General features: G+C 66.8%; 14 protein-coding genes. 8 read left to right on the forward strand and 6 right to left on the reverse strand.

The genetic code is table 11. From position 1 onward, the window contains the following. Positions 1-7 precede the first annotated feature (7 nt). From AC1DIQ_RS15320 to AC1DIQ_RS15340, 5 genes are all read left to right on the forward strand, one after another. Entirely contained in the window at positions 8-856 is an 849-nt protein-coding gene (locus AC1DIQ_RS15320; RefSeq protein ID WP_121042293.1) for a MurR/RpiR family transcriptional regulator, read from the forward strand. Between the two features lie 18 nt (positions 857-874). Then, entirely contained in the window at positions 875-1,633 is a 759-nt protein-coding gene (locus AC1DIQ_RS15325) for a L,D-transpeptidase family protein (protein WP_478050331.1), read from the forward strand. Next, on the forward strand, positions 1,630-2,931 hold the full coding sequence (locus AC1DIQ_RS15330) for an APC family permease (protein WP_121042289.1): 1,302 nt from the start codon (positions 1,630-1,632) through the stop codon (positions 2,929-2,931). The genes AC1DIQ_RS15325 and AC1DIQ_RS15330 overlap by 4 nt, the downstream gene beginning before the upstream one ends. 105 nt (positions 2,932-3,036) lie before the next feature. Then, positions 3,037-3,384, forward strand: a complete 348-nt coding sequence (locus tag AC1DIQ_RS15335) for a hypothetical protein (RefSeq protein ID WP_121042287.1) — start codon at positions 3,037-3,039, stop codon at positions 3,382-3,384. Positions 3,385-3,531: 147 nt separating this feature from the next. After that, positions 3,532-4,686: a PQQ-dependent sugar dehydrogenase gene (locus tag AC1DIQ_RS15340; RefSeq protein ID WP_478050332.1), complete on the forward strand. Its 1,155-nt coding sequence runs from the start codon at positions 3,532-3,534 to the stop codon at positions 4,684-4,686. 69 nt (positions 4,687-4,755) lie between these two features. Here AC1DIQ_RS15340 and AC1DIQ_RS15345 read toward each other — a convergent pair whose 3' ends face one another. The 5 genes from AC1DIQ_RS15345 to tsaD form a co-directional block, all read right to left on the reverse strand. Further along, a complete protein-coding gene (locus AC1DIQ_RS15345; protein ID WP_478050333.1) occupies positions 4,756-5,343 on the reverse strand; it encodes a hypothetical protein in 588 nt (195 codons plus the stop codon). A 117-nt stretch (positions 5,344-5,460) separates the two neighbouring features. Beyond that, the gene (locus tag AC1DIQ_RS15350; RefSeq protein ID WP_282262184.1) at positions 5,461-7,635 is read right to left on the reverse strand and encodes a glycoside hydrolase family 3 N-terminal domain-containing protein; all 2,175 of its coding nucleotides are present in this window, start codon (positions 7,633-7,635) and stop codon (positions 5,461-5,463) included. Between the two features lie 137 nt (positions 7,636-7,772). Further along, the gene (locus AC1DIQ_RS15355; RefSeq protein ID WP_121042281.1) at positions 7,773-9,047 is read right to left on the reverse strand and encodes a mechanosensitive ion channel family protein; all 1,275 of its coding nucleotides are present in this window, start codon (positions 9,045-9,047) and stop codon (positions 7,773-7,775) included. A gap of 26 nt (positions 9,048-9,073) precedes the next feature. Further along, entirely contained in the window at positions 9,074-9,442 is a 369-nt protein-coding gene (gene folB / locus AC1DIQ_RS15360; protein ID WP_088434566.1) for a dihydroneopterin aldolase, read from the reverse strand. Positions 9,443-9,522: 80 nt separating this feature from the next. Next, positions 9,523-10,548 carry a tRNA (adenosine(37)-N6)-threonylcarbamoyltransferase complex transferase subunit TsaD gene (gene tsaD / locus AC1DIQ_RS15365; protein ID WP_070471538.1) on the reverse strand — a complete coding sequence of 342 codons (1,026 nt, stop codon included), beginning with the start codon at positions 10,546-10,548 and terminating at the stop codon, positions 9,523-9,525. A 167-nt stretch (positions 10,549-10,715) separates the two neighbouring features. Between tsaD and rpsU the strand changes: the two genes are divergently transcribed. Both rpsU and AC1DIQ_RS15375 read left to right on the forward strand, forming a co-directional pair. Further along, on the forward strand, positions 10,716-10,931 hold the full coding sequence (gene rpsU / locus AC1DIQ_RS15370) for a 30S ribosomal protein S21 (protein ID WP_002808376.1): 216 nt from the start codon (positions 10,716-10,718) through the stop codon (positions 10,929-10,931). A gap of 136 nt (positions 10,932-11,067) precedes the next feature. Continuing rightward, the gene (locus AC1DIQ_RS15375; protein WP_176990535.1) at positions 11,068-11,514 is read left to right on the forward strand and encodes a GatB/YqeY domain-containing protein; all 447 of its coding nucleotides are present in this window, start codon (positions 11,068-11,070) and stop codon (positions 11,512-11,514) included. Positions 11,515-11,583: 69 nt separating this feature from the next. Here AC1DIQ_RS15375 and AC1DIQ_RS15380 read toward each other — a convergent pair whose 3' ends face one another. After that, a complete protein-coding gene (locus AC1DIQ_RS15380) occupies positions 11,584-12,519 on the reverse strand; it encodes a hypothetical protein (protein ID WP_226956686.1) in 936 nt (311 codons plus the stop codon). A 147-nt stretch (positions 12,520-12,666) separates the two neighbouring features. On the opposite strand from AC1DIQ_RS15380, the gene AC1DIQ_RS15385 reads away from it, so the two are divergent. Beyond that, the gene (locus tag AC1DIQ_RS15385) at positions 12,667-13,581 is read left to right on the forward strand and encodes a YihY/virulence factor BrkB family protein (RefSeq protein WP_121042273.1); all 915 of its coding nucleotides are present in this window, start codon (positions 12,667-12,669) and stop codon (positions 13,579-13,581) included. Positions 13,582-13,641: the final 60 nt, after the last annotated feature.

Consider the following 13,641-nt stretch of genomic DNA (forward strand, 5'->3'; position numbering starts at 1 on the left):
CGTGCCCATGCCGCCCCTGGTGAAAATCCGCTCCGAGCGTGACCACATGTCGGCGATCGAACGTCGCATCGCCGACTTCATTCTCGACAACGCCCACCTCCTGCGCGATTACTCCTCCCAGCAGTTGGCCAGTGCATTGGGGATCAGCCAGTCCAGCGTGGTCAAGTTCAGCCAGAAGCTCGGCTTCAAGGGCTACCCCGATCTCAAGTACTCCATCGGCGAGGCCGTCGCGCGCGCCGGCAATGACCCGCACAGCCGGCCACCCGCGCCGGAGGCGGCCGACGGCTTCACCCAGATCGCCGAGCGGCTGCGCGCAAGCAAAGCCGCCGCCGAAGAAGAAACTTGGCTGGCCAATCCACAGGCCGACATCGAAGCCATCGTGCAGCTGATCGACGGGGCACCCAAGGTGTTCGTCTACGGGTTGGGCGATGACGGCCTGTACGCGCGTGAGTTCGCCATGCGGCTGTCGCTGCTCGGCATGCTCACCGTGCACCACGCCGATCCGATCCTGATGATGGCCAACCTCTCGGCCGCGCGGCCCGGGGATGCGATGCTGGTGTTCTCCGAGTTCGGCAAGCTGCCGCAGTTGTTCCAGCTGTCGCGCCAGTTCCAGGACATGGGCGGCAAGGTAGTCTCGATCACCCGCCACAGCGCCAACCCGCTGCGCGCGCATGCCGATGCCAGCCTGGTGCTGTGCGCCCACGACCCGGCGCCGCACGTGGCGCAACTGCTGTACCGTTCCTCATTGCAGTCCCTGCTGGATGTTGTCTTCGTCCTGCTGTGCCACGCCAACCCGGACCGCCACCGCCAGCTCGGGGTGAACCTGGAACGGATCGAACACCTGATCGACAGCTGATCCCTGGAGTCCGCCACGATGATGTCGCTGTTCCGTTCCGTCACCGCCGCCGTGTTGCTGGTCGTCAGCGCGCCCGTTTTCGCCGCCACGCTGGAGGGCAGCACGCAGCTGGTCGTGGTCACCACCGAAGGCTGGGAGGCCACCCAGGGCAGGCTGCAGGCTTTCGAGCGCACCGACACGGGCTGGCAGCCACATGGCGCCGCCTTCGATGTGGCCGTGGGCCGCAGCGGCAGCGCGTGGGGCGAGGGACTGCATCCGGCCCAGGCCGGCACGCCGCAGAAGCAGGAAGGCGACGGGCGCAGCCCGGCCGGTATCTTTGCGATCGGGCCGGCCTTCGGCTATGCGCCCGGCGTCACCAGCGGCCTGCCCTACCAGCCGATGCGCGATACCAGCTACTGCATGGATGTACCGGATTCGCCGTACTACAACCGCATCGTCGATGCGGAGGTGGTCGGCGCCGAGGCCGTGGAAGGCTCAACCGAGCCGATGCGGCTGGACCTGCACAACAAGGGCGACGTGCGCTATCGCGAAGGCTTCGTCATCGAGCACAACCCCAAGGCCACGCCCGGCCGTGGCAGCTGCATCTTCGCCCACCTGTGGCGCGCGCCCGGTGAGGCCACCGCCGGCTGCACCGCGATGGAGCCCGCACGGATGACCACGCTGCTGGCCTGGTTGAATGCCAGCGCGCGGCCGCGCTTCGTGCTGCTGCCGCGTGCGGAGTACCAGCGCCTTCAGGCCGAGTGGCAACTGCCCGTACTGGCGGGGACCGTGCAGTGAGTACCGCACCGCCGGATCCGCAGCTCGAACGCGCGGTCAGCCGCTGGCAGATCGTCGGGCTCTCGATCAACGATGTGATCGGCAGTGGCATCTATCTGCTGCCGGCCGCCACCGTTGCCCTGCTCGGCCCCTTCAGCCTGTGGGGCGTGGTCGCCGCCGGCATCGTGGTCGCGCTGCTGGTGCTCTGCTATGCGCAGGCCGCCAGCTACTTCGACGAGCCCGGTGGCAGCTATCTGTATGCGCGTGAGGCGTTCGGTCGGTTTGCCGGGTTCGAGATCGGCTGGATGATCTGGCTGACCCGCATCAGCTCCGCCGCCGCGCTCAGCAATGCACTGGCCGATGCGGTGGCACGCTTCTGGCCGTGGGCCGGGCATGACATCGGCCGCGTCGCGATCATCGTCGTCTCGCTCGGTTTCCTCACTGCGGTGAACGTGGCCGGCGTGCGCTCGGCGGCACGCACGGGGGTGATTCTGGTGATCGGCAAGCTGCTGCCGCTGCTGCTGTTCGTGGCGATCGGCGTGTTCTACGTCGATACCGATCTGGCCTTCTCCGGCGTGCGCCCGGACCCGCACGATCTGCAGCGCATGGGCGAAGCCGCGCTGCTGCTGCTGTATGCCTACGCCGGCTTCGAGAACATTCCGGCCGCCGCCGGCGAGTACAAGAACCCGCGCCGCGATATTCCGTTCGCGTTGATCACCATGATCATCACCGTCACCGTGATCTACGGCGCGGTGCAGTTCATCGCGCAGGGCACGCTGGCCGGGTTGGCCAGCTCGCCGACGCCGCTGGCCGATGCCGCCGCCAGCTTCGGTGGACTCACGCTCGCCTTGATCCTGACGGTGGGCGCGACGATCTCCATCCTCGGCACCAACAGCAACACGATGATGATGGGCCCGCGCTTCCTGTTCGCCTTGGCACGCGATGGCTACGGGCCGAAGATCCTGGCCCAGGTGCACCCGCGCCTGCGCACACCGGCGGCGGCGATCATCGCGCAGGGCCTGATCGCGCTGGCGCTGGCGTTGTCCGGTTCGTTCGTGCAGCTGGCGCTGTTGTCGATGACCACGCGCCTGTTCGCCTACATCGGCACGGCCGCCGCGGTGCTGGTGCTGGCGCGTCGTTTCCGTGATCGCCCGGGTGCACTGAAGCTGCCGGGTGGCCCGTTGATTCCGATCCTGGCGCTGGTGTTGTGCCTGGCCCTGTTCGCCAGTGCGAGCTGGCAGAACATTGCTGCGGCGGGCATCGCGTTCGCCGTCGGTGCGGTGATCTACATGTTCCCGCGCCGCGATCACCCCGGCTGAGCAGATGCGCAGGTGAATGGCGCTTGATGTGTCATTCACCTCGCGGGCCCATGACGTTAACCCGGCTTTGGGTACGGTGAAGCCTCACCCAACCGGAGCCAACATATGAGCACTGACTATCAGATTCCCGGCCGGGTGCCGGAAGACGGTGTCCCGCGCCAGGCCGTATCGGACTATTGGCGTGAGCGCTTTCCAAGCGAACCGTACTACGACAACAACCAGTTCTTCGATGATTACGAGCCCGCGTATCAACTCGGTCATCGCACCCGTGCCGACGATATGATCCGCGCGTATGAAGAAGTGGAAGCCGAGCTGCAGTCCCGTTGGGCGCAGGAACATGGCCAGAGCAAGCTGAGCTGGGAACAGGCCCGTACTGCCGTGCGCCGCGGCTGGGATGAATCCACCGCGCTGCGCCAGGCGCACTTGGACAAGGGCGTACCGCGCGGCACCTGATCGCGCTTGCCCGCAGAGCAACGGCGCAAACGACAACGGCGGCCTTCGGGTCGCCGTTGTCATGTCTGCAGGACCTCTGGTCCACGCGGCGTTGATGGCCATGGTGTACAACAGGGGCTGGCCATCGCCTCCCCGACGGAGACTTCCATGACCCGCAAGCTGTTGCTCACCCTCGCCATCAGTCTCACCCCCGCCCTGTTCACCACCGCCTGTGTCGCGGCAGACACGGCCAGCCCGACCGCACCGGTCCTCAAGAAAGCCCAGTGGCCATTCGCCGCCACGGAGTTCGCCCGCTTCGACGAACCGTGGGCGATGAGCTTCCTGCCCGACGGCAGCCTGCTGGTCACCGAGAGGAAAGGCGCGCTGAAGCACTTCAACGTGCAGACCGGCAAGACCGCCACCATCACCGGCGTGCCCGAGGTGGCCTACGGGGGCCAGGGCGGTTTCGGCGATGTGCTGCCGCACCCTGACTTCGCGACGAACCAGCTGATCTATCTCAGCTACGCCGAGGAAGGCGATGGCGATACCCGCGGTGCTGCGGTGGCGCGTGCGCGCCTGGCACTGGCGGCCGATGGCAGCGGGACGCTGGAAGACCTCAAGGTGATCTGGCGCCAGACCCCCAAGGTCAGCGGCAAGGGCCATTACGGCCACCGCCTCGCCTTCGGTCCGGACGGCAAACTGTGGATCACCTCCAGCGAGCGCCAGAAGTTCGACCCGGCCCAGGAGATGAGCGGCAATCTCGGCAAGCTGATCCGTCTCAACGACGACGGCAGCGTACCGGCCGACAATCCGTTTGCCTCGCAGGGCGGCGTGGCCGCGCAGGTGTGGTCGCTGGGCCATCGCAATGCGCTGGGCATCGCCTTCGATGCGCGCGGCAAGCTGTGGGTGCACGAAATGGGTCCGGCCGGCGGTGACGAGTTGAACCTGATCGAGCGCGGCGCCAACTACGGCTACCCGATCGTCTCCAACGGCAGCCACTACGACGGCCGCGACATCCCCGACCACGACACCCGTCCGGAGTTCGCTGCCCCCAAGGTGACCTGGACCCCGGTGATCTCCCCGGCCGGTTTCATCATCTACAACGGTACGCAGTTCCCGGCGTGGAAGGGCAGCGGCTTCATCGGCGGCCTGTCGTCCAAGGCGCTGGTCCGCGTGGCCTTCGACGGCGACACCGCCCGCGAGGCCGAGCGCTTCGACATGGGTGAGCGCATCCGCGAGATCGAACAGGGTCCGGATGGCGCGATCTGGCTGCTGGAAGATGGCAGCAACGGCAAGCTGCTCAAGCTCACGCCGAAGGCCTGAGCCTTGGCAGGCTGCCGGCGCATCGCCGGCAGCCTGCACAACTCACGCGCGTTCCGGCGCTGCACCGGCTTATTGGATCGTCACGACCTTGACCTCGGTGCGGCTGCACGCCTGATCCAGGCAGCTGCCGTTGAGCCAGACCTGACCGTCGCCGATCATCACGCCCTGCTGGTTGACCACGACGTCGTCGAATTTCTGCGCCGCGATGGCCTTGCGCACGGCCGGGGTCAGGATGCGCTCGTAGTTGCGCTGGAACTCGCCGGGGCCGGTGATCCTGGCGCCGTTGGCGATGTTCAAGGGGAAGCGAACCTCCTCGACCACCGCGGCGCGATCGCCGCCATTGACGGCTTTCTGGAAGGCGTTGAAGACCGTTTCGTACTGGGCAGAATCGCCGAGGACCTGATCGATGCGCTGACGGACATCGCGGGTGCCAGCGCTCGTCGGCGCGGGGCTGCCGGCAGTGACCGCATCCGGCGACAGGCCGGACGACGGCACAGTATCACCGGGCGTCGGGCGGCCTTCCGGAATGGTCGTGGCCGGCCCCTGGGCGGGATCGGCGGCGGCAGTCTCGGCCGGCGGCGGCGCCGACGGACTGCAGGCGGCCAGCCACAACGGGCTGGCCAAGGCCAACAGCAACGGGGTACGGGTCAGGCGCATGGGTGGCTCCATCGGTTTCACGAGGGAGCCAGCGTAACTGCCGAAACGTCAGCCGCCGATGATGGCTCACGGTGGTGCCGGCCAGCGGCCGGCACTACCGGACGACGCCAGGCCGGCTCAGGCGGCCAGCAGCTCGAAGATCACCGGCTCGCCGCTGACCGACGATGCGCACACCCACAGCTCGAACTGGCCCGGCTCGGCGCGGAACACGCCATCGCGACCGGTGAAGCCCAGCGCATGGCGGTCCAGCGTGAAGTGCACCTCGGTGCTCTCACCCGGCTGCAGGGCAATCTTGTCGAAACCCTTCAGCTCGCGCACCGGCCGCACGCGGCTGGCCACGCGATCGTGGATGTACAGCTGCACCACTTCCTCACCGGCCACCGCGCCGGTGTTGGTCAGCGTGGTGGTGATGGTCAGGGTGTCGTCCCAGCCCAGCTGCGCGCTGCTCAGCTGCGGCACGCCATAGGCGAACGTGGTGTAGCCGATACCGTGGCCGAAGGCGTATGCCGGCTCGTTCGGAATCTCGCGCCAGCGCGCCTTGAACTCGGACATGGTCGGCAGTTCCGGGCGACCGGTACGCGCGTGGTTGTAGAAGTACGGCTGCTGGCCGGACACCTGCGGGAAGCTGACCGGCAGGCGACCGGACGGGTTGTAATCACCGAACAGCACATCGGCCACGGCGTGCCCGGTCTGGGTGCCCAGGTACCAGGTGATCGCCACGGCATGCGCATTGCGCACGGCGCCCTGCAGGGCCAGCGCGCGGCCATTGCGCAGCAGCACCACCAGCGGCTTGCCGGTCATCGCCACTGCCTCGGCCAATGCCTGCTGCGCGGGCGGCAGCGTGATCTCCACGCGCGACTGGGCTTCACCGCTGTACCGCTGCGGTTCGCCCAGCGCGAGTACCACCACATCGGCACGCAGCGCGGCAGCGACCGCCTGTTCGATACCGTCCTGCACGGCCGCTTCCAGATCGCAGCCCGGCACGATCTCCAGCAGCGCTTCATCGCTGATCGCCGCGCGGACGCCGGCTTCCAGGGTGACGTAGCGCGACTTGTCGCCGAACAAGGTCCAGCAGCCTTCGATGTTCTCGCGGTCCTGCACGAACGGCCCGATCAGTGCGATCTTCTGCCCGGCCTTCTTCAGCGGCAGCACCGACTCGGCATTCTTGAGCAGCACGATCGAGCGGCGCGCGGCATCGCGCGAGAGTTCGTCATGCGCAGCGATATGCGAGGTGTCCGCTTCGCGTGCCAGATCGAGCGAGCGGTACGGGTCGTCAAACAGACCGATCGCGTCCTTCAGGCGCAGGATGCGGCGCACCGATTCGTCCAGGGTGGCCATCGGCACTTCGCCGCTCTCGATCAGGCCCGGCAGGTGCTCGGCGTAGAAGCCGCTCTGCATGCTCAGGTCCAAGCCGGCAGTGAAGGCCTTGGCGGTGGCGTCGCGGTCATCGGCGGCATAGCCGTGCGCGACCAGTTCCATGTCGGCGGTGTAATCGGAGATCACCACGCCCGGGAAGTTCCACTCCCCGCGCAGGATGTCGGTCAGCAGCTCGGCGTTGGCGCTGGCCGGCACGCCGTTGATGTCGTTGAACGAGGACATCACGGTCAGGGCGCCGGCTTCGAAGGCGGCCTTGAACGGCGGCAGGTGGACGTCGCGCAGGGTCTGCGGCGAGATGTCCACCATGTTGTATTCCATGCCTGCCATCACCGCGCCGTAAGCGGCGAAATGCTTCGGCGTGGCCAGCAGCGCATCGTCGGCGCGCAGGTCCGGGCCCTGGAAGCCGCGCACACGGGCGGCGGCGAATGCACAGCCCAGCACCACGTCTTCACCGGCACCCTCGGCACCCCGGCCCCAACGCTGGTCGCGGGCGATATCCACGGCCGGCGCATAGGTCCAGTGCAGGCCGGCGGCGGTGGCTTCCACCGCGGTGGCACGTGCGGTGCGCTCAGCCAGATCCGGCTCGAAGCTGGCGGCCTCGCCCAGCGGGATCGGGAACACGGTGCGCATGCCATGGATCACGTCCGCAGCCAGGATCACCGGGATCTTCAGGCGGCTTTCTTCCAGCGCGACCTGCTGGATGCGGCGGCCGGCTTCCACGCCCACGCCATTGAACAGCGAGCCCACCTTGCCCTCGCGCACCTGCTGCAGCACCTGGTCGGCGTTGCTGACGTTGGCTTCCGGATTCACATCCGGCGCGAACGGGCGGACCATGTCGGCGAACACACCCAGCTGGCCGACTTTTTCAACGACGGTCATCTGGGCAATGAGGGTTTCGATACGATCGGCGGCCACCGGCTGTCCTTATGAAAACGTTTACAAGCCCGGGATTCTAGCGTTCCCGAAGCCGTTGTGAATGACTTTTGCGTTCATTTTTCTTCCCCGGAGGGAGACCCCCGCCGCCGCGCGGGCGGCGACGGAGGCACAGGAGCTTACTCCGCAGCGGCCAGGCGCTGCTGCCCCGCCATCAACATGGCATCACTGGATTCCTGGAAAACCCGCAGCCCGAAGGCCGGGAGGATCGCCAGCAGGTGATCGAACACGTCCGACTGCACGCCCTCGTACTCACCCCACGCCGTGCTGCGGGTGAAGCAGTAGATCTCCAGCGGCAGGCCCTGTGTGGTGGGCTGCAGCTGCCGTACCAGCAGGGTCATCTCCGTATGGATGCCCGGATGGTGCTGCAGATAGCGCTCCACATAGGCGCGGAAGGTGCCCAGGTTGGTGACCCGGCGCGCATTGACGGCCGCTACGCCCTTGGCCTGGAGTTCGGCGTTGTACTGCTGCAGCTCGGCCTGCTTGCCGCGCAGGTAATCGCCCAGCACCGCGAACTGCTCCAGCTCGGCCAGCATCGGCGCATCGACGAAGCCGACACTGTGCTGGTCCAGATACAACGAGCGCTTGATCCGGCGCCCGCCCGCTTCCTGCATGCCGCGCCAGTTCTTGAACGACTCGGTCACCAGCTTCTTGGTCGGGATCGTGGTGATGGTCTTGTCGAAGTTCTGCACGGTAATGGTGTGCAGCGCGATATCGATCACATCGCCATCGGCGTTCTGGCTGGGCATTTCGATCCAGTCGCCCAGCCGCACCCGGCCATCGCCGCTGATCTGCACGCTGGCCACCAGCGACAGGATCGTATCCTGGAAGATCAGCATGAGTACCGCGGTGGCAGCGCCGAGGCCGGTGACCAGCGGGCCGAGCTTCACCCCCAGCAGGGTCGCCACGATCGACAGGCCGGCGATCACGAAGACGATGATCTTCACGACCTGCAGGTAGCCCTTGATCGGCTTGTTGCGCGCATCCGGGCGGCGCTCGTACAGATCGTTGGCGGCGTCCAGCGCATGCGAGACGGCCAGCGCCACGGTCAGCACCGCCCAGGCCCGGCACGCCCCGATCACGAACTCCACCAGCTCCGGCGGCAGATCGGGCACGATCCGGATGCCGGCGGCGATCACCATGCTCGGCACCACGTTGGACAGCCGCGAGATCACCCGCAGGTTGTTGCCACCTTCATTGCCCGCGCTGTGGCCAGGCAGGCGGTTGACCAGCTTGCGCAGACCGCGCAGCAGGATCTTCTTGGTGACGAAGTTGGCCAGCCAGGCCGCCAGGGCCAGCGCCGCCAGCACCAGCAGGGTGTAGGCCCAGGGCCAGGGTTCCAGGGTCCGCTGGACACTGTCCAGCCATCGGGTTGCCACTACCGCATCCAACATCGTGTATCGCTCTCCTATCAGGGGTATCAGGGCGTTGCCAGGTCCTGCGCGCTGCGCTCGATGATCACGCCAACCGCGCGCGCGCCGCGTACCGCGCCGGGCTTGCTGAGCTTCAGGCGCAGCCACTGCACGTTGAATTCACGCAGCACGATCTCGGCGATGCGCTCGGCCAGGGTTTCGACCAGGCCGTAGTCCGAGTCACGCACGAATTGCTCGATGCGCTTGCTGACGGCTTTGTAATTGAGGGTATCGGCGATGTCGTCGCTGGCCGCCGGGCGGCGGTTGTCGAAGCCCATTTCGAGATCGAAACGCAGGGTCTGGCGGATCCGCCGTTCCCAGTCGTAGATCCCGATCAGGGCATCGATTTCGAGCCCTTCAATGAATACCTTGTCCATAGCCATGCCACGTGGAAGATGGCGACCATGGTAACGGGGCTGTCCGGAATGTGCCGGGAACCGGGGTGAGTGGGCGCGCCCTACACCGCCGGCAGCGTCGCCATATCCCAGCGCGGCGTGACCTGCACCTGGGGCGGAGTGTGCTGGCCCGCTTCAAGACGCAGCGCGCCAGCGAAGGCGATCATCGCGCCGTTGTCGGTGCACAGCGCCGGGCGCGGGAAGCAGGCGCGGCCACCACGGCGGGCGGCCATCTGCTGCAGCTTGGCACGCAGGCGCTTGTTGGCCCCCACCCCGCCGGCCACCACGATCACATCGGTGCCCGCCGCATCCAGCGCGCGCTCGCACTTGATCGCCAGGGTGTCGACCACGGCATCTTCAAAGCCACGTGCGATGTCAGCGCGGGTCTGCTCGCTCTGGTCACTGTCGCGCCAGGCCAGCAGGACCTGGGTCTTCAACCCGGAGAAGCTGAAATCCAGCCCGGGGCGGTCGGTCATCGGGCGGGTGAACTTGAACCGGCCCGGCGTGCCGCGCTCGGCCAGGGCGGCCAACTGTGGGCCACCGGGGTACGGCAGGCCCATCAGCTTGGCGGTCTTGTCGAAGGCCTCGCCGGCGGCGTCGTCCAAGGTCTCGCCGAGCAGGCGGTACTGGCCGATCCGGTCCACGGCGACCAGCTGGGTATGCCCACCGGACACCAGCAGGGCCACGAAGGGCGCCTGCGGCGGATCGTCTTCCATCAGCGGGGCCAGCAGATGCCCTTCCATATGGTGTACACCGACCGCCGGCACCTCCAGCGCCCAAGCCAGCGAACGGGCCACGCCCGCCCCGACCAGCAGCGCGCCGACCAGGCCGGGGCCGGCGGTATAGGCCACCCCGTCGATGTCGGCCACGGTCATGCCGGCCTCGGCCAGGGTCTGCCGGATCAGCGGCAGCAGCTTGCGCACGTGGTCGCGGCTGGCCAGCTCGGGCACCACCCCGCCGTACTCGGCGTGAAGGGCAATCTGGCTGTAGACCGCATGGGCGCGCAGGGCGTCGATCCCGGACAGGGAGGTGTCATACACCGCCACGCCGGTCTCATCGCAGGAAGATTCGATACCAAGGACTCGCATAATGGGTATTATGGACCTCTTCAGGCCCCGGCAGACGTACGCTGGCCTGTCTGCGCATCACCCGTGGCCAAGAAGTTCGCCGGGGTGGGTTGCAACTTCTTTTCTCGCCGCTATAATGTGCGGCTCTCACCGGGCGTGACCCGGTTCTACTGTGTCCCGGAGATTCCATGCCCAGCGTTAAAGTCCGCGAGAACGAGCCCTTCGAGTTTGCGCTCCGTCGCTTCAAGCGCACCTGCGAAAAGGCCGGCGTGCTGGCCGAAACCCGCAAGCGCGAGTTCTATGAAAAGCCGACCCAGGAGCGTAAGCGTAAGGCTGCCGCTGCTGTGAAGCGTCAGCTGCGCCGTTCGTCGCGCGACGTCACCAAGCGTCAGCGCCTGTACTGATCGGACGCAACTTCGATACGGCAGGCCTTGGCCTGTCGTGACGGAGCCGAAGCCGGAACGCGCGAGCGTTACCGGCTTTTTGCGTTCCAGCGCTTCGGCGCTCCGCTTTCCTTTTCCACCGACACGAGGTGTTCCCATGAGCCTGAAGCAGCAGCTCACCGATGACATGAAGGCCGCCATGAAGGCCGGCGAGAAGCACCGCCTGGGCGTGATCCGCCTGATGAACGCCGCGATCAAGCAGCGCGAAGTCGACGAGCGCATCGAGCTGGACGACGCCGCCGTGCTCGCCGTGCTGGAAAAGATGGTCAAGCAGCGCAAGGACTCGGTCACCCAGTTCGAAGCCGCCAACCGCGAAGACCTGGCCGTGATCGAGCGCGAGGAAATCGTGGTGATCGACCAGTACCTGCCGGCCAAGCTGGGCGAGGCCGAGATCGTGGCCGCCATCCAGGCCGCCATCGCCGAAACCGGCGCGACCACCCCGGCCGACATCGGCAAGCTGATGGGCGCCCTCAAGCCGCGCCTGGCCGGTCAGGCCGACATGGGCCTGGTGTCCAAGCTGGTCAAGCAGCAGCTGGCTGGCTGAATCCCGCCGCCACGCCGCAGTGAAAAGGCCCGCATCTCGCGGGCCTTTTCCGTTTCAACAGGTCCGTTGTTACGAGGCCTGGCGACAGTTGCGCAGCGTCATCGAGCTTTCCTCGATCGAACTGATCTCGCCTTCCAGCTTGGCCCAGTCGCGCTCGCGCAGCATGGTGAAGTTGGCGGCCTGGTCCGACGCGAATTCGCAGCGGATGGTGTAGTTGTTGTTGTTGAACGTGTCGTTCTGGCGGACGCGCAGCAGGCCGCGGGTCGGGGTGACCAGATAGTTGATCGAGCCGACCTCGCCGGGCTTGGTCGAATACGTGTTGGTGTTGACCGTATAGATCTGGCCGTCGATCTGATAGCGCCGCCCCACGTACTTCGCGTACAGCGGCAGGAAGGTGGCCGAGCGATCGCCCTTGTCTTCCTTGTTGGTGGTGGTCCCCAGCAACATGTCCTTGAAGGCGCCGGCACTGCGGTACAGCGCCATGGTGTCTTTCACTTCCTTGCCCATTTTCTTGGACAGGTCCGGCGCGGCAACCGTCTCTACGGCCGGCATTGGATACTGCGAACGCCCCGCCGCAGCGAGCGCATCGCCCTGGCTGCCTGCCTTCAGCTTGCCGAGCATCTCGCACATCGACTGCTTGGCCGCCTGCGGCTCGATCGTCTGGCCGCGGGCCAGCTTGGTCGCCAGGGTGACGCGGCCGGTGCGGTCGGCCGTCGCAACCATCACCAGCGGGGTGCGCAGGCCTTCTCGCTGGATCAGGTACTGATCGCCGCTGTCGCCGTCCACCAGCTGGCCGCCGACCTCGAACTTGTCATCGCCGCCGATCTTGCGCAGCTGGTCCAGCGCGCTCTGAACCTTCAACCCCGGCAAGGTGAGATCGGCCATGTAAAGCGCGCCGTTGCGCGGATCCCCTACCGTCTTGAAGGCCTTTTCGCAGGCCGGGGACGCCATCGCTGGCCCTGCAGCGGCCAACAGCACCATCGTCGTGTAGACCATTCCTTTCATGAAGCGTCCTTTCTGCTGTGAAGGTGGAAAACCGGGCAAAAGGATAACGCGATATCCGTCAAGATCTTGACCTGATCGAACCACTTCACCCGGCTCAACCCGGCGATTTGCTAGAACGGAGGCCTCGCTCCCGATCTGACGCCGTCCATGCCGCATACGCGCCCTTCCCTGTCCACCGTCCGCAAACACCTGGCGCGGCTGGAGCAGAGCTTCCCCGCCGTGCTGCTGCGCCGCTTCATCGATGCAGACGTGATGACCCAGGCCGCCGCGCTGGCCTTCTACGCCCTGCTCTCGATGGCGCCGCTGCTGGTGCTGCTGCTGTGGCTGACCGCCTCGCTGTACCCCCCGGCGCAGCAGGCGCTGCTGGGCCAGATCAATGATGTGGCCGGCACCAGCGCCGCCTCGGTGGCGGAGACCGTGCTCAGCAACGCCAACAACCAGCCGGACATCGGCACGCTGGCGGGCGTGTGGAGCACCCTGCTGCTGTTCATTGGTGCCACGGCGGTGTTCGCGCAGCTGCAGAACGCCCTGAACCTGATCTTCAACACCAGCGGCGAGCGCCTGGACGGCATCGTGGCCTGGTTGCGCAAGCGCGTGTTTTCGTTCGGCGTGGTGCTGGCGCTGGGCTTCCTGCTGATCCTCTCGATGACCGCCACCACGATGCTGCAGGTCGTGTTCGCGCACCTGCCCTCGGTGCTGCCGGCGATCGGCTATCTGACCAGCCTGGCCCTGTACACCGTGGGCTTCGCCTTCCTCTACCACTACCTGCCCGACCGCCGCGTGGCGTGGCGCCAGGCCTTCATCGGTGGTGCGATCACCTCGGCCCTGTTCGCACTGGGCCGCTATGGCATCGGCCTGTACATCGCCACCGTCGCACCGGGCAGCGCGTATGGCTCGATGGGCGCGCTGGTGATCTCGCTGGTGTGGATCTACTACGCCACGGTGGTCTTCTTCGTCGGTGCACTGATGACCTCGGTGATTGATGAGCGCCTGCGCGCCCATGCCGTCCTCGCCGAGGCTGGGGTGGAGCCACCGAAACCGGGCGAACCGGCCGGCAGCTAGTAGACTAGCGGTACCCCCGCTTCCGTGCGTGGCCGTGAGCGGCCATGCCCCGCCTGCTGC

The organism is Stenotrophomonas sp. 05L413 (genome assembly GCF_056397945.1).

Bases quoted from the DNA above. Each gene is read 5' to 3' on its own strand.
- AC1DIQ_RS15375 (WP_176990535.1), top strand. From the start codon at position 11,068: ATGAGCCTGAAGCAGCAGCTCACCGATGACATGAAGGCCGCCATGAAG.
- tsaD (WP_070471538.1), bottom strand. From the start codon at position 10,548: ATGCGAGTCCTTGGTATCGAATCTTCCTGCGATGAGACCGGCGTGGCG.
- AC1DIQ_RS15335 (WP_121042287.1), top strand. From the start codon at position 3,037: ATGAGCACTGACTATCAGATTCCCGGCCGGGTGCCGGAAGACGGTGTC.
- AC1DIQ_RS15385 (WP_121042273.1), top strand. From the start codon at position 12,667: ATGCCGCATACGCGCCCTTCCCTGTCCACCGTCCGCAAACACCTGGCG.
- AC1DIQ_RS15340 (WP_478050332.1), top strand. From the start codon at position 3,532: ATGACCCGCAAGCTGTTGCTCACCCTCGCCATCAGTCTCACCCCCGCC.
- AC1DIQ_RS15325 (WP_478050331.1), top strand. From the start codon at position 875: ATGATGTCGCTGTTCCGTTCCGTCACCGCCGCCGTGTTGCTGGTCGTC.
- AC1DIQ_RS15355 (WP_121042281.1), bottom strand. From the start codon at position 9,047: ATGTTGGATGCGGTAGTGGCAACCCGATGGCTGGACAGTGTCCAGCGG.
- AC1DIQ_RS15320 (WP_121042293.1), top strand. From the start codon at position 8: ATGCCGCCCCTGGTGAAAATCCGCTCCGAGCGTGACCACATGTCGGCG.
- AC1DIQ_RS15345 (WP_478050333.1), bottom strand. From the start codon at position 5,343: ATGCGCCTGACCCGTACCCCGTTGCTGTTGGCCTTGGCCAGCCCGTTG.
- rpsU (WP_002808376.1), top strand. From the start codon at position 10,716: ATGCCCAGCGTTAAAGTCCGCGAGAACGAGCCCTTCGAGTTTGCGCTC.
- folB (WP_088434566.1), bottom strand. From the start codon at position 9,442: ATGGACAAGGTATTCATTGAAGGGCTCGAAATCGATGCCCTGATCGGG.
- AC1DIQ_RS15380 (WP_226956686.1), bottom strand. From the start codon at position 12,519: ATGAAAGGAATGGTCTACACGACGATGGTGCTGTTGGCCGCTGCAGGG.